The sequence below is a fragment of the Mycobacterium sp. D16Q16 genome (genome assembly GCF_002013745.1).
Lineage (GTDB): Bacteria > Actinomycetota > Actinomycetes > Mycobacteriales > Mycobacteriaceae > Mycobacterium.
Window position 1 is genome coordinate 155,068 of the sequence record NZ_MAEY01000004.1, and the last position, 26,592, is coordinate 181,659.

The following is a 26,592-nucleotide window of genomic DNA, read 5'->3' on the forward strand; positions in this document are numbered from 1 at the left end:
GCTGGTGCCGCGCGACTAGAAGCGGTAGTCGCCCATCATCATGGCCTGTGCACTGCCGATCGATCGCTGGGCGCGCTGCACCGTCTCCACAGCCAGCTGCGCCACTCGCCCCAGCACCGCATCGGTCACGGCCGCGGCGGCGGGTTGCGACGACGCGCGCTGCCGCAACAGCGAGGTGAGCGGCGAACTCGGGAAGCTCGCGATCCGAACCTCGTCGTCGGCATCGATGTCCGCGAGTTCCTTGGCCTTGGCCACCGCGTCACGAAATCCGCCGAGCTCATCGACGAGGCCGTGCTCCAACGCATCCCTGCCCGACCAGATCCTGCCCTGCGCAACCGCTTTCACGGCATCGATGGTCAGATTTCGTCCGTCGGCGACCCGCTGCACAAAATCGTCGTAGTGCATGTCGATCTCGGCCTCGACGAGATCACGTTGCTCGTCGGTGAAGGGTTCATTACTCGACCACGCGTCGGCGTTGGCGTTGGTGCGCAATGTGGCCGACGCGACGCCGAGCTTCTCCTTGAGTCCGCGAGTGATGAACTTTCCGGTGATCACGCCGATGGACCCGGTAATGGTCCCCGGATTGGCGATGATCGCGTCGGCACCCATGGCGACGTAATAGCCACCCGATCCCGCGACGGCACCCATGGACGCCACCACTGGCTTGCCCGCCTCACGCGCCCGGATCACTTCTCGCCAAATGGTTTCCGAGCCGTTGACCGAACCACCGGGGCTGTCCACACGCAACACGATGGCGGCCACCGAATCGTCGGCGACGGCATCGCGCAGCGCCTCGGCGATCACGTCACCTCCGCTGGCCGGCCCCGGCGGGAAGAGCCGGGGCCCGCTGCGGCCGCTCACAATCGGTCCCGCCAGGGTGACCACGCCGATGGTCCGCCGCGACGGACGGCCGGGCAGGGCGGGCAGGCTCGGCACCTGTGGCCGGGTGGCCCGGGCGTAGCGCGCCAGATACAGCAGCGGGGGTTCTTTGTCGGCCTTGACGCCGGTCACTTCGGCGATGCGGGCGTACGCCTCGTCGCGATATCCGATGCGATCGACCAATCCGGCGACCACCGCATCGGTGCGCCGCAGTGGCGCCCGGTCTGCCAGGGCGTCCACATCGGCCGGTTCCAGCTTCCGCGATGCGGCGACGCCGTCGCGAACCTGTTCGGACAGGCTCTCCAGCAGTCGCCCGTCGGCCTCCCGCTGCGCCTCGGTGTAGCCGTCTTCCGTGAAAAGATTTGCCGCCGACTTGTATTGACCACGGGAGAGGAACTGCGCTTCCACCCCGGCCTTATCGAGAGCGCCGCGCAGGAAGGTCCCGTTGGCCGCGAATCCGATGAGTCCCACCGTGCCGGAGGGCTGCATCCACACCTCACCGAACGCCGATGCCAGGTAGTAGGCGAGGGTGCCCGGGTAGGTCTCGGCCCATGCGACGCTCGGCTTGACGGCGCTGAATGCCTCGACGGCGGCCCGCAGCTCCTGCACAGCTCCGGCGGCGGCTGGAGGGATCTGCACACGGGCGATGAGACCGGCGACCCGCGGATCGTCAATCGCCCGGTGGATGGCGGCGATGGTGTGCCGCAGCGACAGGGGCCTACTCGCCCCGGAGAACACGAGGCCCAGCGGATCGAAGCTGACGGCTTCCGGCGGGACGTCGAGCAGGTCGAGCTCCAGGATGCAGTCCCGCGGCACGCCCCGGTGACGCGCGGTGTCGACCTTGGTCAGCAGATCGTGGACGTCCGAGGGCGTGGTGAAAGCGAACATGCCTTGAGCGTACCGACGAATGCGGCAATGCTCCCGGCCACAAATCCGTGCTGCCGTTCTACTCGGCGCGTAGGGTCGAAGCCATTCGCTGGCGGAGGGGCAACGATGACACGTGCACAGAAGATGGTGGCCAAAAAAGTATTGGCCCAGGTCGCTGCGCTGCTCGCGGTGACGACCGTATCCGGGTGTATCGATACCTCCGGGTCACGCGAATTCACACCGCCACCATCGACGTCATCGACCGCGGCAGCACCCACCCGTAGCTACCCCGGCTTGTTTCCCGAATACCGCGGAAAGTTCCATCCCAATCACACCGATCTGGGTGGGCGGAACAACGCCGAGCTCTCCAGCCTGCTGCCGACGGAGGCCGACTTCCCCGCGCAGGGAACGACCCGTCCGCCGGATATCGCCTCCGACGACGGTTCCGGGCTGGGCGTGCACGGACAAACCGATGGTGAGACGCGTCCGCCCGAATGCCTGCACACGCCCTTCGGCAAGTCCTTTTCGCGGACTCCTGATGGCTCGGACTGGAACCTGTACTACGTGGCCTCGACATTTCACGAGGCGGACCCGAACGGTAACCACATCATCGTCACCGTGAATCGTGAACGCGAGAACACCGACGTCTTCGCGTTGACCAGCACCTGGATCAAGAAGTGCGGGCAGTACGACAAGGCGTTCCCGACGTTCGCCAAGCCGGAGGTGCGGAATCGGCACGTCACCGACACCTTCGCGCCCGGTCCGACCGTCGACGGTGTGCAGACCTATGTGTACACCAGTGCGAGCACCGACCTGGATGACGCGTCGGCGAGTGCCCAGCCTTCTGGAGTGCGTGGACAGCGCATTCTGCTCGCCAGGGTGCGCTCGGTCGTGTTCGAGGTGGAAGGCACCGACCAGGTCGACGCCGGTCTGCTGGACCAGCTGATGGCCACCACCATTGCCAACGCCAAACATGCCCCGCCACCGCCCGATCAGAACGCCGGGCGATTGGCCGCACTTCCCACCTGCGACACCGCACCGACCCAGCCCGGGAATCCGCAAGCGGATCCGGCGCTCGACTGCACGATCCGCACCTCGGACGGCAGCGGTGTCATCTTCGAAGTGCTGGGCACCCCCGCCGGGACCATCCGCGTATTCAACGGCAGTGGTGCACAGCTGCAATCCATTCGTGTCCCCAACTCGATCTTCCAGCAGCGCGTGCCCTTCTTGCAGGACCTGGATCAAGACAAGCGCGAAGAGCTGCTGGTGGTCAGGGCAACCGGCGACCCCGCGGGCGATCTCATGGATGTGTGGCGCTCGCGGCCGAACTCCGATCAGTTCGACATGACCGGAACGATTTTCGGGGTCCCGAGATTCTGGCTGACCTCCGATCGATTCATCGGAATCTTCTCGCGCAACGGCGCCGACGCCGGGGTGGCAGCGCTGTTCCGGTTCGTCGACAACAAGTTGGCGGTGCTGGCACTGCTGGACACCCAAAGACGTGTCGACAACAAGCCACTCGACGATCCGAAGTGGCGCCTCAACGCCAACGTCAAATGCGCGATGAACGTGTCCGATGATCCGCCGGGAGCGCTGGGGTCACGGATGGATGCGTTACGCGCAGCCGGCGTCGACCCAGCCACAGCCGCGGAACATTTCTGCCTGCAGCCGTGGGTGCCAACGCTGTACCGGCAGGGCGCACGGTGAGGCGCATATGAAAAAGTGGGGTTTCACTGCACTTTTCGTCGTGGGGATGACCCTGACGGCATGCAGTCACGGCGGTATTCATCGCGCCGCAACGCCGACCAGCTCGGCGCCCAGCCGCCTCGATGCGCTGCCACTGTGCTCATCGATCACGCCGCAAGCGATCGAGCCGGATCCAGACCCGGCTCTGGACTGTGTATTGCGATCCAAGGATTCGGCGAAGCTGACGTTCGAGGTACTGGGCACACCCCCCATCACCATCAAGGTGTACGAGCCCAATGGGACCGAGCGGCAGACCTTTACCGTTCCCGTCAACAAGCCGGAACGAACCCCGCCGCTTCTTGCCGACTTGGATCGCGACGGCCGCGATGAATTGGTCGTGGTGGACACCGTCGGCTCCGATGGCGATGTCCTGGATGTGTGGCGGGTCAACAAGGATTCGGGGAAGTTCTCTCACGCGGGACAGGTAGTCGGTTATCCGGATTTCCGGACGACCGACGAACACTTCGCCGCGTTCTACGCCAGTACCGGCGCCGGATCGGGAAGGGCATCCCTCTACCGGTTCGTCAACGACAAGGTGGTGAGCCTCGGCTCCCTCTTCGTGCAGGCGGCGGACTGGCCGGATCCGCCCGATCCCGCCCGCACCTGGTACACCAACGGAAACACGTTGTGTTCCTTCAACTACGACGACGTTCCCCCTGGACAAGCCGAGAAGACGAACCAAGCCTTGGCGGAAGCGGGCGTGGATCCACCGTCCGCACAGGATCGATTCTGCAAGCAAGCCTGGGTTGCCGATATCTACCGGAAACGCTAGCCGGACGTACCGTGGTGGGATGCGGTTCTCCATCTCGATTCCCCAGTTCGACACCGGCGGCTTCGATGCCGAGGGCGTCCGCTCCTATCTGAGACGCGCCGAGGACCTCGGCTTCGAAGGCGGCTGGACCCTGGAACAGACCATCGGCGCGTCGCCGATCATCGCGCCGCTGGAGTTACTGGCCTATGCGGCGGCATGCACCACGCGATTGCGCCTTGGTGTCGCGGTACTCGTTGCCTCACAACATGATCCGCTACAGCTGGCCTCCGCCATCACAGCGGTGGACCGGCTCAGTCACGGGCGCCTGGACATCGGGGTCGCCCCGGGCGGCGGTTCCCGCAACTTCGCGGCGTTCGGTGTGGACAAGGCGACCTTCATCGCGAGCTTCACCGAGGGACTCGATCTAATGAAGCTGGCGTGGTCAGACCAGGAACGCATCACGTTTCCTGGGCGCTTCCGGCATGTCGACGATCTGGCGATCCAGCCCAAGCCCGTTCAGCGTCCGCATCCGCCCATCTGGTTTGGCGGGCACGCGCCCGCCGCACTCGCCCGCGCGGTGCGCCATGGCGACGCCTTCCTGGGCGCGGGATCCTCCACAACGGCTGCCTTCGCCGAGGCGGTCACGCAGCTTCACAGTGCGTTGCAGGGCCAGGGGAAGGACGCGGCCGGATTCCCGATCGGCAAGCGCGTCTACCTGATGATCGACGACGACAGGGACCTCGCCCACGCGCGTGTCCAGGCAGGGCTGCACCGGATTTATGGCGAGATGACGGGCATTGACGCTGTGCCGGTGTGGGGCACTGCCGATGAGGTCGCGGCTGGTCTGCGCGAGGTCGCCGACGCGGGCGCGGAGATGATCCTGCTCAATCCCGTCGGTGAGGACGTAGCGGCCGATCGTGAGCAGATGGAACGCCTTGCCGCCGAGGTCATCCCGCAACTGGCCTGACACCGAGTGTGAAGCCAGGGCGGAAAAGCGGCCGAATTGTCGCCCTGGCTTCACACTCGGCGCAACAGAAAGGGCGCCCACCCGAAGGTGGACGCCCTCTCCAGAAAGCAGTTACTAGGCCTCGTTGACCGAGCCGCCTGCGGCGGTGATCTTCTCACGAGCCGCATCGCTGAACTTGTTGGCAGTCACCGACACCTTGACCTTGAGGTCGCCGTTGCCGAGCACCTTCACCAGCTCGTTCTTGCGCACCGCACCCTTGGCAACCAGGGCCTCGATGGTGACGTCGCCACCCTCGGGGAACAGCCGCTCGATGTCGGCCACGTTCACCACCTGGTACTCGGTACGGAAGCGGTTCTTGAAGCCCTTGAGCTTCGGGAGCCGCATGTGGATGGGCATCTGCCCACCCTCGAAGGTCACCGGCACGTTCTTGCGTGCCTTGGTGCCCTTGGTACCGCGACCCGCGGTCTTACCCTTGGACCCCTCACCACGACCGACGCGGGTGCGCTCGGTCTTGGAGCCCGGGGCCGGGCGTAGATGATGCAATTTGATGGTCATTTACTTCACGTCCTCGACGGTGACCAGGTGGCGAACCACCTGGAGCAGGCCGCGGGTCTGCGCGTTGTCCTCACGGACAACGGTCTGGCGAATCTTGCGCAGGCCCAGTGTCTTCAACGATTCGCGCTGCTTCCACCGGGATCCGATGGTGCTGCGCACCTGGGTGATCTTCAGATCAGCCATGGCTGCCTCCCTGTGCTGCCGCAGCTGCGAACTCTGCACGGGCCCGGAGCATGCCGGCCGGTGCCACATCTTCGATGGGCAGACCGCGACGTGCCGCAACCTCTTCGGGGCGCTGCAGCTGCTTGAGCGCCGCGACGGTTGCGTGGACCACGTTGATGGCGTTGTCGCTACCCAGCGACTTGGCCAGGATGTCGTGCACACCAGCGCACTCCAGCACCGCGCGAGCAGCACCACCGGCGATCACACCGGTACCGGCCGAGGCCGGACGCAGCATGACGACACCGGCGGAATCCTCACCCTGAACGGGGTGGACGATGGTGCCGCCGATGAGCGGGACGCGGAAGAAGTTCTTGCGAGCCTCATCCACACCCTTGGCGATAGCGGCCGGAACTTCCTTGGCCTTGCCGTAGCCAACGCCCACCAGGCCGTTACCGTCGCCAACGATCACCAGCGCGGTGAAGCTGAACCGGCGACCACCCTTGACGACCTTGGAGACGCGGTTGATGGTGACAACGCGCTCCAGGTAGTTGCTCTTCTCGGCGTTGTCACGCCCACCACGACGGTCGTCGCGGTTGTCGCGGCGTCCACGGCCGCCATCGCGACCATCGTTGGCGCCGCCCGCATTATCGGGAGCGCCAGAATTGCGCTGCGCCATCATGCATTCCTTCCGTTGAAAGTCACGAACATCAGAACACCAGCCCGTTCTCGCGGGCGGCGTCGGCGAGTGCGGCAATCCGGCCACCGTAGGTGTAGCCACCGCGGTCGAACACCACGGTGTCCACGCCGGCAGCCTTCGCACGCTCGGCGATCAGCTGACCGACCCGAGCGCTGCGCGCCTTCTTGTCGCCGTCCACTGCCTGCACGTCGGGCTCGATGGACGAGGCCGCCGCCAGTGTGGTGCCGGTGAGATCGTTGACCAGCTGCACGTGGATGTGGCGGGCCGAACGGTTGACGACCAGACGAGGCCGTGCGTCCGTACCGGACACCTTCTTGCGCAGACGCGCGTGGCGGCGCAGACGCGAGGTCCGACGCGCCTCCGAAACGCTCTTGCCGACGGGCTCGTGCTGCTTCGCTTCTGTCTTCGTTTGAGCCATGGTCACTTACCTGTCTTTCCGACCTTGCGGCGGATCTGCTCACCCTCGTAGCGAATGCCCTTGCCCTTGTAGGGGTCGGGGCGACGCAGGCGGCGGATGTTGGCCGAGATCTGGCCAACCTTCTGCTTGTCGATTCCGCTGACCGAGAACTTGGTGGGGGTCTCGACCGCGAACGTGATGCCCTCGGGCGCCTCGATCAGCACGGGGTGGCTGTAACCGAGCGCGAACTCCAGGTTCGATCCCTTGGCGACGACGCGGTAACCCACGCCGAAGATCTCCATCTTGGTGGTGTAACCCTGTGTCACACCCGTCACCAGGTTGGCGATCAGGGTGCGAGACAGTCCGTGCAGCGAGCGGTTGCGCCGCTCGTCATCGGGACGGGTGACCACGATGGCGCCATCGTCGTTGCGCGACACCGAAATCGGCTCGCTCACTGTCAATTCGAGTGTGCCCTTGGAACCCTTGACCGAAACGTTCTGGCCGTCGATGTTGACGTCCACTCCGGCGGGAACCAGCACTGGCTGCTTTCCAATACGTGACATGTTTGTAGTCCTCCCCTACCAGACGTACGCGAGGACTTCGCCGCCCACGCCCTGTCGGGACGCCTGACGGTCGGTGAGCAGGCCAGTGGACGTGGAGATGATCGCCACGCCGAGGCCACCGAGAACCTTGGGCAGATTGGTGGATTTTGCGTACACACGCAGACCGGGCTTCGACACGCGTCGCAGGCCAGCGATGCTGCGCTCACGGCTAGGGCCGTACTTGAGCGAGACAACCAGGCTCTTGCCCACGCGGGCGTCCTCGGTGCGGTAATCGGTGATGTAGCCCTCGCGCTTGAGGATCTCGGCGATATTGGCCTTGATCTTCGAGTGCGGCAGGGTCACCTCATCGTGGTATGCCGAGTTGGCATTGCGCAGACGTGTCAGAAAGTCTGCGATCGGATCAGTCATAGTCATGACAGAGTCCATCAACCTTTCTCGCCGCGGTTCCCATACAGCACGCTCGTACCGGTTCCCGTAAAGGGCCTGGTACATCCCGTGGTGGGCCTACTGCGAAGTGATCTTCCGTATCTGACCGGGTTCGGTCAGGGGTCGTGCATCGGTAGTGCTATCCATAGAACCCGAAAGCACGTACCGACCGGCCATGGGCGAAACACAGCCCAGGCAACCGGTCAAGTGTAGGTGGCCTGGACGTACGGACCAAATCGGTGCCGCCGACCGGTCAATCGGTGGGTGTCAGCGTGAACGGCAGCCAGTAGGTACCCGGTCCATCATCCGGGCATCCCGGTGCGCCGACCGTGAATGTGCGCTCACCCGAAAAGCTGCCAGCGCCGTTCGGCACCAGGAAGTCGGATCTGGCCGCGATCACCGCGCCGCCGTCGCTGCAGTGAAACGGATAGTCCGAGGACGATTCCCATCGATCGCCGTTCCACCGATAGTCGAACAGCGCGGGTGCCTGGGGATTGTCGGCAAGCTCGGCCAGCCGCAACCAATGCGCCACGCACCCCTGCGCGCCACACAGGGTGGTGAAGCTCGCCGCCTGCGTTGAGGGGTCCGAGGCATCCGGCCGGCCCTCGAATGTCTGCCGTGAATGATCCAGGTAGGTGTCGTAGGTGCCGTACAGCGGCACCGGCTCAGGCCGGTCGGCGCGCGCCACCCCGGCGCCAGACAATGCCGCGACGACCGCGAGCACCAACCCGCCGCACCTGCGCATACGTCACTGATAACACAGCACGCACACGACCGGAGCCGAACGATCGAACACGCTCCTCAGATGACACCGAGGGCGACCATCGCGTCGGCGACACGCGTGTATCCGGCCAGGTTGGCGCCGGTCACATAGTTCCCCGGGTCCCCGTAGTGATCCGCGGTTTCGATGCAGGTGGCGTGGATGGATCGCATGATCGACTGCAGGCGGTTTTCGGTCTGCTCGAACGACCATGAGTCGCGGCTGGCGTTCTGCTGCATTTCGAGCGCACTGGTTGCCACTCCACCGGCGTTCGACGCCTTGCCGGGGGCGTACAGCACCCCCGCGTCCTGGAAGTTCTTCACCGCCTCCGGTGTGCAGGGCATGTTGGCGCCCTCGGCGACGAGCTGCACACCGTTGTCGATGAGCCTGCGGGCATCCTTGCCGTCGAGTTCGTTCTGAGTGGCGCACGGCAGCGCGACCTGGCAGGGCACTTCCCAGAGGGTGCCGTCGGTGATCTGGCGCGCTCCCCCGCCGTGCTCGGCGACATACTCGGAGAGCCGGCCCCGCCGGACCTCCTTGATCTCCTTGAGGAGTTCGAGATTCAGGCCCCGCTCGTCCACGATGTAGCCGTCGCTGTCCGAGCAGGCGATGACCTTCGCGCCCAGCTGCTGCGCCTTCTCCACGGCGTAGATCGCGACATTCCCCGCGCCGGACACCACCACTGTCTTCCCGGCCAGCGATTGTGCACGGGTTGCGAGCATCTCCTCAGCGAAAAGTACGACTCCATAGCCGGTGGCTTCGGTGCGCACCTGAGATCCGCCCCAGGGCAACCCCTTACCCGTCAGCACACCGGATTCGTAGCGATTGGTGATGCGCTTGTACTGCCCGAAGAGATACCCGATTTCACGCTGGCCCACGCCGATATCGCCGGCGGGCACATCCGTGTATTCGCCGATGTGCCGATAGAGCTCAGTCATGAAGGACTGACAGAAGCGCATGATTTCGGCGTCGGAGCGGCCCTTGGGATCGAAATCGGATCCGCCCTTGCCGCCGCCGATGGGCAGTCCGGTCAGCGCGTTCTTGAACATCTGCTCGAAGCCAAGGAATTTCACGATCGACAGGTTCACGCTCGGGTGGAAGCGCAGACCACCCTTGTAGGGGCCGAGCGCGGAGTTGAACTCCACCCGGTAGCCGCGGTTGATCTCGACAGCGCCATCGTCCCTGATCCATGGGACGCGAAAGATGATCTGCCGCTCTGGCTCACAGATCCGTTCCAGAATCGACCAGCGGCCGTAGTCCGGCGTCTTGCCCACCAGAGGAGTCAGACTGGCCATCACCTCGAAAACAGCCTGCTGAAATTCTGCCTCTCCCGGGTTACGTGCGAGAACGGTTTCGAAACGCGGCTGAAAGACGGGGTGCAAAGCCTCTGGCATACCTAATAGAGTGCACCACAGCACATTTGGCTAACGAGGCGGTATCAAACCGCGAGACTACGCGGCAGGCGCGGGCACGATGGCCAGTGCGTTGCCCTTGATGGTGTAGAAGAACGTGCCCTGCTCGGTCTCCGTCTCGATCACACCGGGTCCGGCAGGCACCGGATGCCCGTCGACGACGCCGACGCGCGACAGCTTCGGGTTGCTACCCGACGCGTGCCAGATCGCCCACTTCCCGTCCTTGACGCGTGCGTCTACCTGAACGAGCAGATCGTCACGCCCGTCCTGATCGATGTCGCGCAACTCGACCGCCGCGCCGTTAAGCCAGCCCTTGAACGGCTCGGAGATCGTCTGCACAACCTTGCCGTCGGCGGTGCGCACCGTGATGGTGGTCGTTGCCCCCTCCGGCTGCGGAGTGCTGGTCTTCTCGAACCGCAGGCCGAGCTGATCAGTGGACTGCAGTACCTCGGGGTCGGCACTGGCCACACCGGGAAGTGCCACAAGGGCCAGCGCTGCGAGCGCTGCCACGCCGGTTGTGCGCAACCGCACCTTGGTGATTTCTCGTCGACCCTGCGAGACCTGCATCGGTGTGTCCATTCGTCATAATTTGCTCAGACATGATTTCTTCGACCCCTCTCGCTGCCCAACCCTCCAGATCAGCGAGTTTGTCGAGCCACTGCCGGACTATCAGCAATGCGGCATCACAAAGGTATACCAGCTGGACCACCGTCGCTAACTCAGCCGTTCGTTGCGAGATGCACAACACTGCGCAGAGAACTCCTGCACAGGCCACAGCCCCAGAACGTTCCCCACCGCATGACACACGCACAGCGCCGAATCGGCAGCAAAGTATCCGATCACATGACCCGGAATTGAAACGCACGCCGGTCTCGACTCTCGCGCACCCTCCGGCACAGCAGAGGAGGTTGCTGACTCGGAATCATCTGGGCCGGCGAGGTTGGGCTGGGGTACCGCGTGTCACGTCGTGCTCGTCGACTCACGCACGAGCGTGCTCAGCGATGAGGCGCGTGAATTCCGGCTGCAGTCGTTGAGCTTCGCCCACCGTGATGTGCCCGCCGTCGCGCGCCACCCAGCGCGCACCCAGATTGGTGCGGCATACGCCGCCCGGGCACATCGCTGAACCCAGATCAACGGTGGACACCCCGGGAAGTCCACCGGCGGCACGCTGCTCGGCCGCCATCGCGATGTTCTGCTGGCGCTGAATGTCCGCCAACGCGACGGTGCGGCCACAGTGGGAGGGGGATGTCCAGACCTCGTAACCCGGGCATTTGTACAAATCCCAGTTCACGAAATGCGGCAAGGTATGCACGACGACCACGGGGACCCGCGCCCCCGACAGCTTCTGCAGCACAGCCGCCATCCCCTGCTGCCACAACCGGCCCTTACCGGCATCATCGCCGACCCATTCCTGCGTATCGGGAAGCCGGAAGCGGACATGTTGATCGGCCAGGAAGTAATCGCTTGATGCGGAGGCGATCACCACCAGCCCCGGCCGGACGGCCGCCAGCGCGCTCGTCCAACCCCGCACGAAATCGATGCAGCCGGACGGTGAGGGATCGAGGACGAGCTCAACGAAGGGGCAGGCGGCGTTTGTCGCGAGGATCATCGTCCGGTTTTGCTGTGTCGCCGCCGGGATGAGCGCCTCGGCGAACTGTCCGGCGTTGGAATCACCGACAAGGACGACCGACCGCGAATCGACGTCTCCGCCTCCGGGCCACAGGCAGTCCAGACGAGTCTTTTCGTCATCCGGCATGTTGCCGATGCACCCTCGGACGACATCCAGATGGGCCGCTCGCTGCGCACGCGCGTCACGAATCGCGGGTGTGGCTATCTGTGCGGCACCGAATGTCACCACCGAAACGAGCACCGCCAATCCGACGGAGGTCGCCGCGAGCCGCGGCGCCCGAAGATCGGCCAGCTTTCGACCCGCGCGAATCGGATCTTCGACGTAGCGCTTCGACAACCAGGCCGGAAGCAGCGAGAGCACCCCCGCACAGGGCACCACCCACCGATACTCGGCACTCAACAGATTGTTGGTGAAGACGATGACCGGCCAGTGCCACAGGTACCAGCTATAGGACAAGTCCCCGATCCATTGCATCGGCGCCGAGGACAGCACCCAGCCGATGGGCTGCTGCACCGACACCGACCCCGCGACGATCAGCAGGCCCGAGCCCAGCACCGGGACCAGCGCGTTGATTCCCGGAAACGGGTCCGTCGCCGATATCCCGACGGCGCCCCACAGGACACCGGCCGCACCCAGGACGGCGATCGGCAACGCCGCCCTACTGCTCCATCGGCGTATCCGGCTCTCCCCCAGCGCGATCAGCGCACCGACACCGAATTCCCATGCGCGCGTGGGCGAGCTGTAAAACGAGAATGCCGCGTTGTGCGCGTGAAAAGGGAGACCATCGCTGGCCGTCAGGTAGATCGCGAGCAGCAGCGATGCCACCGACAGCGCCAGAAGCAGCGAGAACGTGACGACCAGCCGACTGGCCCGCCGCCGCGTTGCCACATAGGCGGCCAGCACCATCAGGCCCGGGAATATCAGGTAGAACTGCTCCTCGACTGCCAGCGACCAGGTGTGCAGGAAGGGATTCATCGCCGCCGGCGCGGCGAAGTAGCCCGAGGGTTCCAGGAAAAGCACCGCGTTCGAGACGAACAACGCCGCGGCCGCGGCGGTTCGCGCCGCGACCTGCATTGACCCCAGCGGACTTTGGATGACGGCGGTCACCGGGAGCACCACGATAATCAGGAGCGCGAGCGCGGGCAGCAGACGCCGCACCCGGCGTGCGTAGAAGCGCCGCACGTTGATGCGCCCCGCCCGATCGGTCTCACGCAGCAGCAGTCGGGTGATCACGAATCCAGAGATCACGAAGAAGACGTCGACACCGACGAATCCGCCGGAGACGGGCAGACCGCTGTGATAGGCGACGACGAGGAGAACGGCTACCGCCCGCAACCCTTGAATGTCGCGACGGCGGTCAACCACCGGCCGATTCTAGATGACGAGCGTTTCCAGATTCGCCTGGAGCAGCCGCTACCGCCAGTAACCGCACTGATGGGTGCTGGCGAAACCTTCTCCCGGCTGTGGCGTTGGCGGCGCCAGGCGCAGGAACGCACCTCCGGATAGATATTTGGGCCATTCAGGTTGGCCGTCACCGTTCGGATTCCCGGTCTTCACGAACTGTGTCCAGTACTGGATCATTCGTGTGGACAGGGCAGCGGATTCCTGACTCAACGACCTCGACAGATCGAACAGATATCCCAATTCCGAACCGTGCGAGGCCCCCAGCGGCAACGGCGCGTCCCGGTACTGCTGATCTACCGGCGCGGCAGGGTCGGCGAATTCGTAGGCGTACACCGGCGTCTTTCTGGCCAACGCCTCGGCCAGACCGAGGGTCGGGCACGCGTAGCTGTTATCGGTGTCGATCGCCGCGAGCGCGGCGAGCACATTTCCACCGAACCCGGACAGGGGATATCTCCGTGCGAGTTCGGCAGCCCTGTCCGCGTACTTGCTTTCGAGCACGCGCTGATACTCCTCGGCGGTACTCGGCACGGGCTTGTGCTGGTACTGCTGTGCCTCAAACACCGTGGCCTCGTTGGCATTGCTGCCGATGAGGACAGGGACGGGCGAGGCCAAGCCGCTGGTGAACGCATCCAGTGGCGGCGCCGGAAGCTCTGGCGTCCCGGTCACCGGGCTCACCGGCAGCCCTATGCCGGTGAACTGCGGCGAATCCCGCAGCGCGTCGACCGATAGTGCGCGCAAGCAACCGGCGGTGCCGGGCCCGGCCGGACAACCCACCTCGGCCGCGTAGGCCGCACTATCGCGGACGGCAGAAGAGACCGGGGCCTGCGCCTGGCATGGAGCGCTCTCCATGATCGCGGATCGGAACAGCCCGGCGGCGCTCGGCGCCACCATCAGGTCGCACACCGATACCCCGCCCGCTGATTGGCCGCCGATGGTTACCTGCCCGGGATCGCCTCCGAACGCGGCGATGTTGTCGCGCACCCATCGCAGCGCGGCCTCCTGATCCAGCAGCCCGTAGTTGCCGATCACATCGGACAGACCCGGAGTAGCCAAGAACCCCAACGTCCCTAGTCGGTAGTTGATGGTGACGACGGCGATTCCGCCCTCGGCGGCCAGCTTTCGCGCGTTGTAGCCGACACCATTACCGGAGATGAATGCGCCGCCGTGAATCCACACCAGCACCGGCACTTTCCCCTGGGTGTGCCGCGGCATGGTGACGTTGAGAACCAGGCAGTCCTCGTTCTGGGTCAGATCGCTCTCGGCTCCCGGCTGCGGGCATTCGACGCCGGGGCCCGTCGCATCACGGGTATCCGACCACGGCGCGACAGGCTCCGGCGCGGTGAATCGTCGCGCGCCGACCGGTGGCGCCGCATAAGGGATGGCGGTGAAGACACGTACTTCGTCGTCGGTGTGCCCACGCACGGCACCCGCGCGGGTGTTGACGATCGTCGGATCCGCGGCCGTGGTGGGGCTGCACGACACCACAGCGGCCACGAGTGCAACCAGCACAACCAACAACCGCGGCATCACGTCACGCTTCACTGGCACGGCCGCAAGCGTAATGGCCGTGGAGCCCGGCAGGGCTTCACGGCCATTACAGAGACGCCAATAGGCCGGGACTCGAAAGTCCCGGCCTATGGTGCAGAGGTTTACCAGCTGCTCTTGCGGATGCCGGGCAGCTCGCCGGCGTGTGCCATCTCCCGCAAGCAGATTCGGCACAGGCCGAACTTGCGGAACACGGCGTGCGGGCGTCCACACCGGTTGCACCGGGTGTACCCGCGTACTGCGAACTTAGGCTTCTTGTTGGCCTTATTGACCAGCGCAGTCTTCGCCATTACTTCTTCGCTCCCTGCTCAAGTTCTTTGAAGGGGAAGCCGAGTTGCCGCAGCAGCGCCCGCCCCTCGTCGTCGGTGGTCGCCGAGGTGACGACGGTGATGTCCATGCCCCGCGGACGGTCAATGGAGTCCACGTCGATCTCGTGGAACATCGACTGCTCGGTGAGACCGAAGGTGTAGTTGCCCTTGCCGTCGAACTGCTTGGGCGACAGGCCGCGGAAGTCGCGGATACGCGGCAGCGCGATGGACACGAGGCGGTCCAGGAACTCCCACATGCGGTCTCCGCGCAGCGTGACGCGGGCACCGATCGGCATGCCTTCACGCAGCTTGAACTGTGCGATGGACTTGCGAGCCTTGCGGATCTCCGGCTTCTGGCCCGTAATAGCGGCCAGGTCGGTGACGGCGCCGTTGATGAGCTTGGCGTCACGCGCGGCGTCACCCACACCCATGTTGACGACGACCTTCACGACGCCCGGGATCTGCATCACGTTGGCGTACTTGAACTCTTCGTTCAGCGCGGTCTTGATCTCTTCGCGGTAGCGAGCCTTCAGACGGGGCTGAGTGTTTTCGGTGGTGGTCATCAGATGTCCTTCCCGTTGCGGCGGGAGATACGGACCTTCTTGCCGGTCTCTTCGTCGATGCGGTAGCCGATACGGGTCGGCTTGCCGTCGGAGTCGATCACCATCACGTTCGATACGTGGATGGCGGCCTCCTGGGTAACAATCCCGCCGGACTGCGCGCCACGCTCATTGGCCGACTGCGCGGTGTGCTTCTTGATACGGTTCACGCCCTCGACGAGGACACGGTTGCGCTCCGGGTAGGCCGCGATGACCTTGCCCTTGGCGCCCTTGTCCTTGCCGGCGATGACGAGAACGTTGTCGCCCTTGTGCACCTTCATTTACAGCACCTCCGGGGCGAGCGAAACGATCTTCATGAACTTCTTGTCGCGAAGCTCGCGACCGACGGGCCCGAAGATGCGGGTACCACGCGGGTCGTTGTCGGCCTTGATGATGACAGCGGCGTTCTCATCGAACTTGATGTAGCTGCCATCCGGGCGGCGACGCTCTTTGACGGTACGGACTATGACGGCCTTGACGACGTCACCACGCTTGACGGTGCCTCCGGGGACGGCGTCCTTGACGGTCGCCACAATGATGTCCCCGATCCCGGCGTAGCGTCGCGACGAGCCACCGAGCACGCGGATGCACAAGATCTCCTTGGCACCGGTGTTGTCGGCGACCTTCAGCCGTGACTCCTGCTGAATCACTGGTCTCTCCTACGTGACCTGGAAGTGGATGTGTGCCGGATTCCGACCCGACACACGCGGTCATGTTGTCTCCAGGGCACGCGTCATCCCCGGTTTTCACCTGGTGGGAATGCCTACCTGCCCCCGGGCGCCAAGCACCCACAAGACAACCGCCCTAGTGTAGGCGAACCTGCAGGTCGGATACAAATCCGCGCCGCTTCGCGCACTCCCCTCGCCGAGCACTCTATCGCTGGAACGCCGAGCCCTGCTCGCGGTCCAGGTAGGTCTCCGACTTGTTGGTAAGGAAGAACAGGTAGACCACCAGGGAAATCGCGATGCACACCGTGACGTACCCGATGAACAACGGCACCTGACCGTGTTCCTTGAGGGTTTGGTAGATCAGGGGCGCCGTCCCGCCGAACACCGAGTTCGCCAGCGCGTAGCCCACACCTACGCCGAGTGCGCGCACATGAGACGGAAACAGTTCGGACTTAACCAGTGCATTGATGGAGGTGTATCCGGTCAAGATCACGTAGGCGCCGGCCACCAACAGAAATGACGCGATGGGCGACCGCGTCTGGGGCAGGTACGTGATGAGGACATAGGTGTAGATGAGTCCCCCGAAGCCGAACCACAGCAGCAGCGGCCTGCGGCCCACCTTGTCGCTGATGATCCCGCCGATGGGTTGCAGCAGCATCAGGAAGATGAGTCCCGCCAAGTTGATCCAGGTGGCGGTCATGGCCTGGTCCTTGTAGGCGGTCTTGACGATCGCCGGCGCGTTGACGCTGTAGGTGTAGAACGCGAGGGTGCCGCCCATCGTGATGAGGAAGCACAGCACCAGTGGTCGCCAGTACCGAGTGAGCAGCTCCCGCATCGACCCCGAACTGGTGTCCTCACCAGCCTTGATGGCCGCCAGCTGTTCGTCGCTGAGCGATTCGTCCATGGTGCGCCGCAACCAGTACACGACTATCGCGGCCACACCTCCCACGGCAAAGGCTATGCGCCAACCGAATTCGTGAACCTGCTCCTTGTCGAAGACCGTCAGAATGATCAGCAGCGTGAATTGGGCAAGCACATGGCCGCCCACCAGCGTCACGTACTGGAACGACGAGAAGAAACCGCGCCGCTCACGGGTGGCGGCCTCGGACATGTAGGTGGCCGAGGTGCCGTACTCGCCACCGGTCGCGAAACCCTGGACCAGTCTGCACAGGATCAGCACGATCGGCGCGGCCATTCCGATGCTGGTGCGCGAGGGCACCAAGGCGATGACCATGGAGCAGGCCGCCATCAACGAGACGCTGATGGTCAGCGCGGCACGGCGGCCGTGCCGGTCGGCGAACCTGCCGAAGAACCACGAGCCCACTGGCCGGGTGATGAACGTGACCGCGAAGATCGCGTACACGTACACCGTCGAGTTCTGGTCGGCCTCATCGAAGAATTGCTTCTCGAAGTACATCGCGAAGACGGTGTAGACGTAGACGTCGTACCACTCGACGAGGTTGCCGGACGACCCTCTGATGGTGTTCCAGATGGCGCGGCGAGTGTCAGCCCGGCCCGAAGGAGTTGGCGTGTCAGCAGTCGAAACGGTCATGCAGGCTTACTGACCACCGGATGCCGGACCCGGCGGCGGGCCGTGCCGACCTGGATCGGGCGCAGGGATGCTGCTGGTCGATGCCACTGCCGCAGGAGCATCGGGCGCCGGGCCGTCGGTCGCCGGCATCATCCACGCCGGCGCCTTTCGCGTCGGTGTCGCCGCTACCGGCTTTGGTGTGGACGACGAGGGCTGCGGCGCAGCGGACGAGGTGGGCGGTGTCGTCGTTCCGCTCAACGGCTGGGCGCTCTTAGACGTTGAAGCCGGGGCGCCGGAAGTGCTCGTGGAACTGCTGCTGGAAGCGGCCGCCGCGCTACTGCTGGCAGCGACGGCGGTCAGGCGGCTGGCGACGAAATCGGCGGCACGATCGGCCGACCCGTCCGATTTGTACTGCATGTGCGGACCCAGCCCGCCGCCGGCCGGATCACAGATCCCGTCACCGGGGTTGCAGATGTCGATGACCTTGCTGCGCTGGTCATCCCTGATCTCCAGGTCCAGATTCATGCCGGCAACCTGCCAGTTCTTGGGGTTCCCGATCAATACGATTGCGGCGACACGCTTTTCAAGATCGGCCGGAAGCGGATTATTGAAAGTAAGCCCCGTCCCGTTCTTACCGAACAGCACGTCGACGACCGCCGCGCCCTGGGAAAAGCCCCCGAGCACGAACTGGGTGTTCGGGCAGTTCCGCGCCACTTCCTGGACGTGGAAGCTCATGTCATTGGCTCCGTCGCCGGCACGGACCCAGTCGAAGCTCGCCGGATAATTGACCGCATAGATCTCGACGTTCTTACCGGGGAGCCGATCAACGATTTCGTCGGTGACCGCCTTCCCGACATCGCCGAGCCCGGGTGTGTCGTTGGTCCCGCGCGCGAAGGACACATCCACATCGGGACAGCCCGCCGCGCGAGCGGTTGGAGAGCTCTCCGTGTGTGTGGCGAGCACCGCGGCGGCCGCCGCGGACACCGCGAAAATCGAAACCCCGACCGATCCACGCTTGACGTATCGGTTCATTCGTCCAGCGTAGACAGGTCTGCCCGCACATTGACAGAAGTTGGCGGCATCCGAAAACGACTCTTACCGGCCCCTTACTCGCACCTAATCCGCGTGGCGGAGTCCCCGCGTGCCTTGCCCACTCAGAGGGCACCGCCGTCACCCGAAACTGAAACACGTTCTACTCTTATGTGGTGGACGTGACATACGAGGGCACCAAGAAAGAACTGGCCACCGATCAGGGCGTGCTGCGCTATCACGAGGCCGGTGAGGGCGAGCCGCTGATCTTGCTGCACGGCTCCGGCCCCGGTGTGACGGGATGGCGCAATTACCGCGGGAACCTCGAGGTTTTCGCCAAGCATTTCCATACCTACGTCCTGGAGTTTCCCGGGTTCGGCGTCAGCGATGCCGTGCAGGGACACCCCGTCCTGACGGCCGGCGCCTCGGTGATCCGGTTCATGGACGGCCTCGGTATCGAGTCCGCCGCCATCGTCGGAAACTCGATGGGCGGAGTCGTCGGCATCAATCTGGCGATCAAGCACCCCGACCGCGTCACCAAGCTCGTCACCATCGGCGGTGTCGGACCGAACATCTTCAGCCCGAGCCCCAGCGAGGGCCTGCGCCTGCTGCAGGAGTTCACCGACAACCCCGACCGCGACAAGCTGGTCCGCTGGCTCAACTCGATGGTGTGGAACCCCGCCGTCGTCACCGAGGAGCTCATCGAGGAGCGTTGGGAAGCCGCGATCAATCCGGATGCACATAAGACCGCGCAGCTGATGTACGGCTCCAAAGCCTTTGCGATGCAACAGCAGTTCCTCGCGAACGCCGATATCGCGCCGTACTGGGCGATGATGCACAAGATCAAGTGCCCGACCCTGCTCACCTGGGGCCGCGATGACAGAGTCAGCCCGCCGGACATGGCGATCGTGCCGATGCGACTCATCCCCAACGCCGAACTGCATATCTTCCCCAACAGCGGCCACTGGGTGATGATCGAAGCCAAGCAGGCCTTCGAGCAGACCGTCGTGGACTTCCTGCGCCGCTAAACGCTCAATGCGCGGGGCTACTCCCCCAAAGCAAAAAGCGCGCCGCCCCCTTCGGGAACGGCGCGCTTTTTGCGTATCTGCTTACTTGGCCTTTTCGAGAACCTCGACCAGGCGCCACCGCTTGGTGGCCGACGTCGGACGAGTCTCCATCAGCGAGACGCGGTCGCCGACACCGGCGTCACCGTTCTCGTCGTGGGCCTTGACCTTCGACGTGGTGCGGATGATCTTGCCGTACAGGGCGTGCCGTGCACGGGACTCGAGCTCGACCACGATGGTCTTCTGCATCTTGTCCGAGACGACGTAACCGATGGCGGTCTTACGACGCCCACGCGGCTGCTCGGTGGCCGGGGTGTGCTTAGGCCCGGCGGCCTTCTTGGTCTCGCTCACTTGCTGTCCTCGCTATCGGGTCCTGCGGCCAATCCGAGCTCGCGCTCACGCATTACCGTGTAGATGCGCGCGATCTCCTGGCGCACCGCACGCAGCCGACGGTTGTTGGCGAGCTGACCGGTGGCCATCTGGAAGCGCAGATTGAACAGCTCTTCCTTGGACTCACGCAGCTTGGTGATCAGCTCGTCCTCGTTGCTTTCCCGCAGTTCGCCAGCGGAAATTCCCACTGCCATCAGAACTGCTCCTCTCGTGTGATGATGCGCGCCTTGATCGGCAGCTTGTGGATCGCGCGCGTCAAAGCTTCGCGGGCGGTCTCCTCGTTCGGGTAGCTCAACTCGAACAGCACACGACCGGGCTTGACGTTCGCAACCCACCACTCCGGCGAACCCTTACCGGAACCCATGCGGGTTTCGGCAGGCTTCTTGGTCAGCGGGCGGTCCGGGAAGATGTTGATCCAGACCTTGCCGCCACGCTTGATGTGCCGGTTGATGGCGATACGAGCGGACTCGATCTGCCGGTTCGTGATGTATGCATGGCCCAGCGCCTGAATGCCGTAGTCACCGAAGGCAACAGTGGTACCGCCCGAGGCGGTGCCCTTCTTCTTCGGGTGATGCTGCTTGCGGTGCTTGACCTTACGGGGAATCAGCATGTTTAGCTCTCCGTGGTTTCTGCGGACGGCGCGCTAGCACCGTCCGAGGCAGGGGTCTCTGCGGCGGCACGGCCGGCCTCGGTGCTCGTCGCGGTGGTACCCGATGCGCCGCTACGACGCGGACGGGCACCGGCCGGACGCTCACGGCGCGGACGGTCACCGGCAGGCGCGGCCACCGCGGCGGCGAGCTCACGCTTGCCACCGACGATGTCGCCCTTGTAGATCCAGACCTTCACGCCGATCCGGCCGAAGGTGGTCTTGGCTTCGTACAGGCCGTAGTCGATATCGGCACGCAGCGTGTGCAGCGGCACCCGACCCTCGCGGTAGAACTCCGAGCGGCTCATCTCAGCACCGCCGAGGCGGCCCGAGCACTGCACCCGGATGCCCTTGACGTTCGGCTGACGCATGGCCGACTGGATGGCCTTGCGCATCGCGCGCCGGAACGCCACACGATTCGAGAGCTGCTCGGCGACACCCTGGGCAACCAGCTGTGCCTCAGCCTCGGGATTCTTCACCTCGAGGATGTTCAGCTGCACCTGCTTCTTGGTCAGCTTCTCCAGGTCGGCGCGGATGCGGTCGGCCTCCGTGCCACGACGGCCGATGACGATGCCGGGACGCGCGGTGTGGATGTCGACGCGAACCCGGTCACGGGTGCGCTCGATCTCCACCTTGGCGATGCCGGCACGCTCCAGGCCAGTGGCCAGCAGGCGGCGGATCGCCACGTCTTCCTTGACATAGTCCGCGTACTGCTTGTCGGCGTACCAGCGGGACTTCCAGTCGGTGGTGATACCGAGCCGGAAACCGTGCGGATTGATCTTCTGGCCCACTAGCGCGAGCCTCCCTTCGCCTCAGCGGTGGTCTTGTTGGCGGCAGCCTTCGAGCCCTCGGCCCGGCGGGCACGAGCGGCGGCCTGTGAAGTTCCGGCCTTACCGCCCTTCTCGGACTTGGGACGGCTCTCCACCACCACGGTGATGTGGCTGGTGCGCTTGCGGATCCGGAACGCACGACCCTGCGCGCGGGGACGGATGCGCTTAGCGGTCGGGCCCTCGTCGGCGAAGATCTCCGACACCACCAGGGTGGAGGGATCCAGACCGTCGTTGTTCTGCGCGTTGGCGGCAGCGCTGGCGATGACCTTGGCCACCGGCTCGCTGGCCGCCTGCGGTGCCCACCGCAGGATGTCGATGGCGACGGCGACAGGCTTGCCGCGCACCAAGTCAATGACCCGGCGTGCCTTGGTCGGCGAGACCCGCACGAACCGTGCAACGGCCTTGGCCGATGGGTATTCAGTCGTTGTAGTCATTAGCGCCGCTTGCTCTTTCGGTCGTCCTTGATATGACCCTTGAAGGTCCGCGTCGGGGCGAACTCGCCCAGCTTGTGACCGACCATCGCTTCGGTGACGAAGACGGGAACGTGCTTGCGCCCGTCATGCACCGCGAAGGTGTGGCCGATGAAGTCGGGGATGATGGTCGACCGACGCGACCAGGTCTTGATGACCTGCTTGGTGTTCTTCTCGTTCTGTACGTCGACCTTCTTGAGCAGATGGTCGTCGATGAACGGGCCCTTCTTAAGGCTGCGTGGCATCGCTTACTCCTAGCGCTTCTTGCCGGTGCGCCGGCGACGGACGATGAGCTTGTCGCTCGCCTTGTTCGGCTTGCGGGTGCGGCCTTCGGGCTTGCCCCACGGGCTCACCGGGTGACGACCACCGGAGGTCTTACCTTCACCACCACCGTGCGGGTGGTCGACCGGGTTCATCACGACACCACGGACAGTGGGGCGCTTGCCCTTCCACCGCATACGGCCGGCCTTACCCCAGTTGATGTTGCCCTGCTCGGCGTTGCCGACCTCGCCGACGGTGGCGCGGCAGCGCACGTCGACACGGCGGATCTCACCGCTGGGCATACGCAGGGAGGCGTAAGCGCCTTCCTTGCCCAGCAGCTGGATACCGGCACCGGCAGAGCGGGCCATCTTGGCTCCACCACCGGGACGCAGCTCGACGGCGTGCACGGTGGTACCCGTCGGGATATTGCGCAACGGCAGGTTGTTGCCCGGCTTGATGTCGGCGTTGGCGCCCGACTCCACCACGTCACCCTGCGAAAGCCCGACCGGCGCGATGATGTAACGCTTCTCGCCATCCAGGAAGTGCAGCAGCGCGATGCGCGCGGTGCGGTTGGGGTCGTACTCGATGTGCGCGACCTTGGCGTTGACGCCGTCCTTGTCGTGGCGACGGAAATCAATCAGCCGGTAGGCACGCTTGTGGCCGCCACCCTTGTGACGAGTGGTGATGCGGCCGTGGGCGTTACGACCACCGGTGCCGTGCAGCGGGCGAACCAGCGACTTCTCGGGAGTCGAGCGAGTGATCTCCGAGAAATCGGCGACGCTCGAGCCGCGGCGACCGGGGGTCGTCGGCTTGTACTTGCGAATAGCCATGTCTTCTCTAGTCCTCTACTCCCCGACTACGCGGGGGCTCCAAACAGGTCGATCGGCTTGCTGCCCGGTGCCAGGGTGACGATGGCGCGCTTGGTGCTCTTGCGCTGTCCGAAACCGGTGCGGGTGCGCTTGCGCTTGCCCTGCCGGTTGGCGGTGTTCACCGAGGAGACCTTGACGCTGAAGATCTGCTCGATGGCGATCTTGATCTGCGTCTTGTTCGAGTCCGGGTGGACAACGAAGGTGTACACGTTGTCTTCGATCAACGAGTACGACTTCTCCGAGATCACCGGGGCCAGGATGATGTCGCGGGGGTCAGCGATGGTTGCCATCAGGCCGACACCTCCTCTTTCTTCTTGGCGTTGATGAAGCCGTTGAGGGCCTCGACGCTGAACACCAGGTCATCGGCCTTCAGCACGTCATAGGTGTTGAGCTGGTCGTAGGCCAGCACATGCACGTTCGGCAGGTTCCGGACGCTCTTGACCGAAGTCAGATCGTCGCGGCCCAGCACCACCAGCACCTGCTTGCGGTCGGTGATCTCGGCCAGGAACGCCTTGGCGCTCTTGGTCGAGGGCTCCTGCCCGGCAACCAGTTCAGTGATGGCGTGGATCCGGCCGTTGCGAGCCCGGTCAGACAGCGCACCGCGCAGGGCGGCGGCGATCATCTTCTTGGGCGTCCGCTGGCTGTAGTCACGCGGCTGCGGGCCGTGGACAACGCCACCACCGGCGAACTGCGGGGCGCGGGTCGAACCCTGACGGGCACGGCCGGTTCCCTTCTGCCGGTAGGGCTTCTTGCCACCACCGGACACCAGACCACGCGTCTTGGTGGAGTGGGTGCCCTGACGGCCTGCGGCCAGCTGAGCGGTCACCACCTGGTGCAGCAGCGCGATATTGGCTGGGGCGTCGAACAATTCGGCCGGCAGCTCGATGGAGCCGTCCGTCTTGCCACCCGGAGCCTTGACTGCGATCTTCAAAAAATCCTCAGACACTACTTCTCACCTCGCTTGACAGCGGTGCGGACCACAACCAGGCCACCCTTACGTCCGGGGATGGCACCCTTGATCAGCAGTACGCCGTTCTCAGCATCAACCTTGTGCACCACCAGGTTCTGCGTGGTGACGCGATCGCTACCCATACGTCCGGACATCCGCGTGCCCTTGAAGACACGGCCCGGGGTGGCGCAGCCACCGATCGAGCCGGGACGACGGTGCACGGCCTGTGCACCGTGGCTCGCGCCCTGACCGCTGAAGCCGTGACGCTTCATGGTTCCGGCGAAGCCCTTGCCCTTCGAGGTTCCGGTGACGTCGACATAGGCGCCGTCACTGAAGATCTCGGCGGTCAGCTCCTGGCCGACCTCGTACTCCGCGGCAGCAGCCTCGTCGTCCAGACGGAGCTCGGCCAGGTGGCGACGGGGGTTGATACCCGCAGCACTGAACTGGCCGGTGACCGGCTTGGTCACCTTGCGCGGACTGATCTCACCGAATGCGAGCTGGATGGCGCTGTAGCCGTCCTGCTCCTGGGTGCGGATGCGGGTCACCACATTGGGTCCGGCCTTGACGACGGTCACCGGAACAACCCGGTTGTTGTCGTCGAACACCTGTGTCATACCCAGCTTGGTGCCCAGAATTCCTTTTCTTGCCATGGTTTCTGGTTCTCCTACTGGATGTTCACGTCGACGCTGGCCGGCAGGTCGATGCGCATAAGCGCGTCAACCGTCTTGGGCGTCGGGTCGAGGATGTCGATGAGCCGCTTGTGGGTGCGCATCTCGAAATGCTCGCGCGAATCCTTGTACTTGTGCGGCGACCGAATAACGCAATACACGTTCTTCTCGGTTGGCAGCGGCACAGGTCCAACGACACTCGCGCCGGTACGGGTCACCGTCTCAACAATCTTGCGCGCAGAGGCATCAATGGCCTCATGGTCGTAGGCCTTGAGCCTGATGCGGATCTTCTGTCCCGCCACGCTTCCTACCTCTACTATCACTGGTCCGGAGCACGCCGAAGCGCACAACCCGGTACCGCCGCTGTTTACCTGTCTTAGTTCACCGACCCCCGCGGTCGGGCGTGTCGCCCTCGCGCGCAGTCGTCCGCGTCGAAAATTCTCGTCGCTTGGACCGGGCCGACGCGCCCGTAAGGGCGCTGTAGTTCGCCGTACCCGTTCGCGCGCCACAAAGAGCGTCGCAACCGGTTCACGGCAACCCGAACAGTATGCCTTATCCCGCGGCTGCGGCCAAATCCCTGCTGTACCCACCCGGCAGCGCCAACTGGGAGCCCTTGACCTGCGAATCCGAAGACGTCTGGAACGCTAGTGCAAGATTCGTTGAGGAGGTTGTGACGTGCGCTGGCCGGAGGCCGACGGAGGGCGTTCATTTCTGCGGGCACTGCCCGTCCTCTCCGGCAGCGCCCCACCGTTCAATATCGATGGCGCCCCCGCCGAACCGCTCCCCTTGTTCGTCGAGTGGATAGAGCAAGCAGCGCGGGCCGGCGTACCGGAGCCGCACGCCATGACGATCTCGACGGTCGATGCCCAGGGTGCGCCGCGCGCACGCGTTCTGGCAGGGCTCCCCCGACCGCAAGCACCTGCGCATCGGCTATCAGCGCACTGATGACGGATGGGAGCGCACGCAGCTCTGGCCGTGATCGAGGAGCTGGTTGATGTGCGTGTTCGATGTCATCTTACTTTCGAGTAAGGTACGTGACGTGAGTGCATCTCCGACCTACAAAATCTGGCAGCGTCTGCAGAACAAGCCCGGCGGCTCCGCCCTGTTCTCCGCCGCCATGATGGCCCGTGTCCCCTACTTCGCCTCAGTGGTGCCGCACGTGCACCGGATGGAGCCGGGCTACTGCGAGGTGACCGCCCCCAAGTGGTACTTCGTCTACAACCACCTCAAGACCTTCCACGCGATCGCCGCGTGCAACCTGGCCGAGGTCGCGATGGGGATGCTGATGGAGGCCACCACCCCGTCCTCGCATCGCTGGATTCCCAAGGCGATGAACGTGCAGTACCTCGGCAAGGCCACCACCTCGCTACGCGCGGTCGCCAAGCTGGAGGGCCTCGACTTCGCCTCGATCACCGAGGGCACCGATGTCGTTGTGCCGATCAGCATCACCGACCGCGACGGCAAGGAAGTGGTGAAGGCAGAGATCACCACCTGGGTGACCCCCGCCTAGCCCGCATCCGGCGGCCCGATTCGGCCGTTACGGCCAAAT

Annotated in this window: 35 protein-coding genes and 1 pseudogene; 7 read left to right on the forward strand and 29 right to left on the reverse strand. The window is 64.6% G+C overall.

The window, feature by feature from the left end; genetic code table 11:
* Nucleotides 1-15: 15 nt before the first annotated feature.
* Nucleotides 16-1,767, reverse strand: coding sequence for a signal peptide peptidase SppA (gene sppA / locus B4394_RS05195; protein ID WP_078314431.1), 1,752 nt, complete (start codon nucleotides 1,765-1,767; stop codon nucleotides 16-18).
* Between the two features lie 105 nt (nucleotides 1,768-1,872).
* On the opposite strand from sppA, the gene B4394_RS05200 reads away from it, so the two are divergent.
* The 3 genes from B4394_RS05200 to B4394_RS05210 are packed head-to-tail and all read left to right on the forward strand — an operon-like array spanning nucleotide 1,873 to nucleotide 5,210.
* A complete protein-coding gene (locus tag B4394_RS05200) occupies nucleotides 1,873-3,453 on the forward strand; it encodes a sensor domain-containing protein (protein WP_078314433.1) in 1,581 nt (526 codons plus the stop codon).
* 7 nt (nucleotides 3,454-3,460) lie between these two features.
* A complete protein-coding gene (locus B4394_RS05205) occupies nucleotides 3,461-4,264 on the forward strand; it encodes a hypothetical protein (RefSeq protein ID WP_078308568.1) in 804 nt (267 codons plus the stop codon).
* 19 nt (nucleotides 4,265-4,283) lie between these two features.
* A complete protein-coding gene (locus tag B4394_RS05210) occupies nucleotides 4,284-5,210 on the forward strand; it encodes an LLM class flavin-dependent oxidoreductase (RefSeq protein WP_078308567.1) in 927 nt (308 codons plus the stop codon).
* Nucleotides 5,211-5,324: 114 nt separating this feature from the next.
* On the opposite strand, the gene rplO is transcribed toward B4394_RS05210, so the two are convergent.
* The 17 genes from rplO to B4394_RS05300 form a co-directional block, all read right to left on the reverse strand.
* Nucleotides 5,325-5,765: a 50S ribosomal protein L15 gene (gene rplO / locus B4394_RS05215; protein WP_078288379.1), complete on the reverse strand. Its 441-nt coding sequence runs from the start codon at nucleotides 5,763-5,765 to the stop codon at nucleotides 5,325-5,327.
* Entirely contained in the window at nucleotides 5,766-5,948 is a 183-nt protein-coding gene (gene rpmD, locus B4394_RS05220) for a 50S ribosomal protein L30 (protein ID WP_070938530.1), read from the reverse strand.
* Nucleotides 5,941-6,606 (reverse strand): 30S ribosomal protein S5, encoded by a 666-nt coding sequence (gene rpsE / locus B4394_RS05225; RefSeq protein WP_078308566.1) that lies wholly within the window; start codon nucleotides 6,604-6,606, stop codon nucleotides 5,941-5,943. Before rpsE ends, rpmD begins: the two co-directional genes overlap by 8 nt.
* A gap of 28 nt (nucleotides 6,607-6,634) precedes the next feature.
* Nucleotides 6,635-7,042, reverse strand: coding sequence for a 50S ribosomal protein L18 (gene rplR, locus B4394_RS05230; RefSeq protein ID WP_078288380.1), 408 nt, complete (start codon nucleotides 7,040-7,042; stop codon nucleotides 6,635-6,637).
* A 2-nt stretch (nucleotides 7,043-7,044) separates the two neighbouring features.
* Entirely contained in the window at nucleotides 7,045-7,584 is a 540-nt protein-coding gene (rplF, locus tag B4394_RS05235; protein WP_078288381.1) for a 50S ribosomal protein L6, read from the reverse strand.
* A gap of 15 nt (nucleotides 7,585-7,599) precedes the next feature.
* Nucleotides 7,600-7,998: a 30S ribosomal protein S8 gene (gene rpsH / locus B4394_RS05240; protein ID WP_078288382.1), complete on the reverse strand. Its 399-nt coding sequence runs from the start codon at nucleotides 7,996-7,998 to the stop codon at nucleotides 7,600-7,602.
* Nucleotides 7,999-8,263: 265 nt separating this feature from the next.
* A complete protein-coding gene (locus B4394_RS05250) occupies nucleotides 8,264-8,755 on the reverse strand; it encodes an MBOE_33420 family protein (protein ID WP_078314435.1) in 492 nt (163 codons plus the stop codon).
* 56 nt (nucleotides 8,756-8,811) lie between these two features.
* A complete protein-coding gene (gdhA, locus tag B4394_RS05255; RefSeq protein WP_078314436.1) occupies nucleotides 8,812-10,164 on the reverse strand; it encodes an NADP-specific glutamate dehydrogenase in 1,353 nt (450 codons plus the stop codon).
* Nucleotides 10,165-10,221: 57 nt separating this feature from the next.
* On the reverse strand, nucleotides 10,222-10,749 hold the full coding sequence (locus B4394_RS05260; protein WP_078308973.1) for a hypothetical protein: 528 nt from the start codon (nucleotides 10,747-10,749) through the stop codon (nucleotides 10,222-10,224).
* 412 nt (nucleotides 10,750-11,161) lie between these two features.
* The gene (locus tag B4394_RS05265; protein ID WP_078308563.1) at nucleotides 11,162-13,177 is read right to left on the reverse strand and encodes an acyltransferase family protein; all 2,016 of its coding nucleotides are present in this window, start codon (nucleotides 13,175-13,177) and stop codon (nucleotides 11,162-11,164) included.
* A gap of 48 nt (nucleotides 13,178-13,225) precedes the next feature.
* Nucleotides 13,226-14,743 carry a carboxylesterase/lipase family protein gene (locus B4394_RS05270; protein WP_078308972.1) on the reverse strand — a complete coding sequence of 506 codons (1,518 nt, stop codon included), beginning with the start codon at nucleotides 14,741-14,743 and terminating at the stop codon, nucleotides 13,226-13,228.
* A 122-nt stretch (nucleotides 14,744-14,865) separates the two neighbouring features.
* Nucleotides 14,866-15,051: a type Z 30S ribosomal protein S14 gene (locus B4394_RS05275; protein ID WP_078297704.1), complete on the reverse strand. Its 186-nt coding sequence runs from the start codon at nucleotides 15,049-15,051 to the stop codon at nucleotides 14,866-14,868.
* A complete protein-coding gene (rplE, locus tag B4394_RS05280; RefSeq protein WP_078288386.1) occupies nucleotides 15,051-15,632 on the reverse strand; it encodes a 50S ribosomal protein L5 in 582 nt (193 codons plus the stop codon). The genes B4394_RS05275 and rplE overlap by 1 nt, the downstream gene beginning before the upstream one ends.
* Nucleotides 15,632-15,949: a 50S ribosomal protein L24 gene (rplX, locus tag B4394_RS05285; RefSeq protein ID WP_078288387.1), complete on the reverse strand. Its 318-nt coding sequence runs from the start codon at nucleotides 15,947-15,949 to the stop codon at nucleotides 15,632-15,634. The genes rplE and rplX overlap by 1 nt, the downstream gene beginning before the upstream one ends.
* Nucleotides 15,950-16,318 carry a 50S ribosomal protein L14 gene (gene rplN, locus B4394_RS05290; protein WP_078288388.1) on the reverse strand — a complete coding sequence of 123 codons (369 nt, stop codon included), beginning with the start codon at nucleotides 16,316-16,318 and terminating at the stop codon, nucleotides 15,950-15,952. It abuts the gene before it with no gap.
* A 223-nt stretch (nucleotides 16,319-16,541) separates the two neighbouring features.
* Nucleotides 16,542-17,888: an MFS transporter gene (locus B4394_RS05295; protein ID WP_078314438.1), complete on the reverse strand. Its 1,347-nt coding sequence runs from the start codon at nucleotides 17,886-17,888 to the stop codon at nucleotides 16,542-16,544.
* A 6-nt stretch (nucleotides 17,889-17,894) separates the two neighbouring features.
* Entirely contained in the window at nucleotides 17,895-18,899 is a 1,005-nt protein-coding gene (locus tag B4394_RS05300; protein ID WP_078314440.1) for a cutinase family protein, read from the reverse strand.
* Between the two features lie 173 nt (nucleotides 18,900-19,072).
* Between B4394_RS05300 and B4394_RS05305 the strand changes: the two genes are divergently transcribed.
* Entirely contained in the window at nucleotides 19,073-19,924 is an 852-nt protein-coding gene (locus tag B4394_RS05305; RefSeq protein WP_078308562.1) for an alpha/beta fold hydrolase, read from the forward strand.
* 81 nt (nucleotides 19,925-20,005) lie between these two features.
* On the opposite strand, the gene rpsQ is transcribed toward B4394_RS05305, so the two are convergent.
* From rpsQ to rpsJ, 11 genes are read right to left on the reverse strand one after another with little or no spacing between them, the layout of a single operon-like run.
* Entirely contained in the window at nucleotides 20,006-20,311 is a 306-nt protein-coding gene (gene rpsQ / locus B4394_RS05310; protein WP_078288393.1) for a 30S ribosomal protein S17, read from the reverse strand.
* Complete coding sequence (rpmC, locus tag B4394_RS05315; RefSeq protein WP_078288394.1) at nucleotides 20,308-20,544, reverse strand: 50S ribosomal protein L29; 237 nt, start codon at nucleotides 20,542-20,544, stop codon at nucleotides 20,308-20,310. Before rpmC ends, rpsQ begins: the two co-directional genes overlap by 4 nt.
* Nucleotides 20,544-20,960, reverse strand: coding sequence for a 50S ribosomal protein L16 (rplP, locus tag B4394_RS05320; RefSeq protein ID WP_030096699.1), 417 nt, complete (start codon nucleotides 20,958-20,960; stop codon nucleotides 20,544-20,546). The genes rpmC and rplP overlap by 1 nt, the downstream gene beginning before the upstream one ends.
* A gap of 2 nt (nucleotides 20,961-20,962) precedes the next feature.
* Nucleotides 20,963-21,787 carry a 30S ribosomal protein S3 gene (gene rpsC, locus B4394_RS05325; RefSeq protein WP_078288395.1) on the reverse strand — a complete coding sequence of 275 codons (825 nt, stop codon included), beginning with the start codon at nucleotides 21,785-21,787 and terminating at the stop codon, nucleotides 20,963-20,965.
* Entirely contained in the window at nucleotides 21,787-22,260 is a 474-nt protein-coding gene (gene rplV / locus B4394_RS05330; RefSeq protein ID WP_078288396.1) for a 50S ribosomal protein L22, read from the reverse strand. Before rplV ends, rpsC begins: the two co-directional genes overlap by 1 nt.
* Nucleotides 22,260-22,541: a 30S ribosomal protein S19 gene (gene rpsS / locus B4394_RS05335; RefSeq protein WP_030096696.1), complete on the reverse strand. Its 282-nt coding sequence runs from the start codon at nucleotides 22,539-22,541 to the stop codon at nucleotides 22,260-22,262. The genes rplV and rpsS overlap by 1 nt, the downstream gene beginning before the upstream one ends.
* Nucleotides 22,542-22,550: 9 nt before the next feature.
* Nucleotides 22,551-23,387: a 50S ribosomal protein L2 gene (rplB, locus tag B4394_RS05340; protein ID WP_078288397.1), complete on the reverse strand. Its 837-nt coding sequence runs from the start codon at nucleotides 23,385-23,387 to the stop codon at nucleotides 22,551-22,553.
* 26 nt (nucleotides 23,388-23,413) lie between these two features.
* Complete coding sequence (rplW, locus tag B4394_RS05345; RefSeq protein WP_070909387.1) at nucleotides 23,414-23,716, reverse strand: 50S ribosomal protein L23; 303 nt, start codon at nucleotides 23,714-23,716, stop codon at nucleotides 23,414-23,416.
* Nucleotides 23,716-24,357, reverse strand: coding sequence for a 50S ribosomal protein L4 (gene rplD, locus B4394_RS05350; RefSeq protein ID WP_078308561.1), 642 nt, complete (start codon nucleotides 24,355-24,357; stop codon nucleotides 23,716-23,718). The genes rplW and rplD overlap by 1 nt, the downstream gene beginning before the upstream one ends.
* A gap of 14 nt (nucleotides 24,358-24,371) precedes the next feature.
* Nucleotides 24,372-25,025, reverse strand: a complete 654-nt coding sequence (rplC, locus tag B4394_RS05355; protein WP_078288398.1) for a 50S ribosomal protein L3 — start codon at nucleotides 25,023-25,025, stop codon at nucleotides 24,372-24,374.
* Between the two features lie 14 nt (nucleotides 25,026-25,039).
* Nucleotides 25,040-25,345, reverse strand: coding sequence for a 30S ribosomal protein S10 (rpsJ, locus tag B4394_RS05360; protein ID WP_003883485.1), 306 nt, complete (start codon nucleotides 25,343-25,345; stop codon nucleotides 25,040-25,042).
* A 373-nt stretch (nucleotides 25,346-25,718) separates the two neighbouring features.
* On the opposite strand from rpsJ, the pseudogene B4394_RS05365 reads away from it, so the two are divergent.
* The 3 genes and pseudogenes from B4394_RS05365 to B4394_RS05375 all read left to right on the forward strand — a co-directional run.
* Nucleotides 25,719-25,937 (forward strand): annotated as a pseudogene (locus B4394_RS05365) (pyridoxamine 5'-phosphate oxidase); the annotation flags it as partial.
* The gene (locus tag B4394_RS25905; protein ID WP_078308511.1) at nucleotides 25,906-26,022 is read left to right on the forward strand and encodes a pyridoxine 5'-phosphate oxidase C-terminal domain-containing protein; all 117 of its coding nucleotides are present in this window, start codon (nucleotides 25,906-25,908) and stop codon (nucleotides 26,020-26,022) included. The pseudogene B4394_RS05365 and the gene B4394_RS25905, both read left to right, overlap by 32 nt.
* A gap of 60 nt (nucleotides 26,023-26,082) precedes the next feature.
* On the forward strand, nucleotides 26,083-26,553 hold the full coding sequence (locus tag B4394_RS05375; protein ID WP_078288748.1) for a hotdog fold domain-containing protein: 471 nt from the start codon (nucleotides 26,083-26,085) through the stop codon (nucleotides 26,551-26,553).
* Nucleotides 26,554-26,592 lie beyond the last annotated feature (39 nt).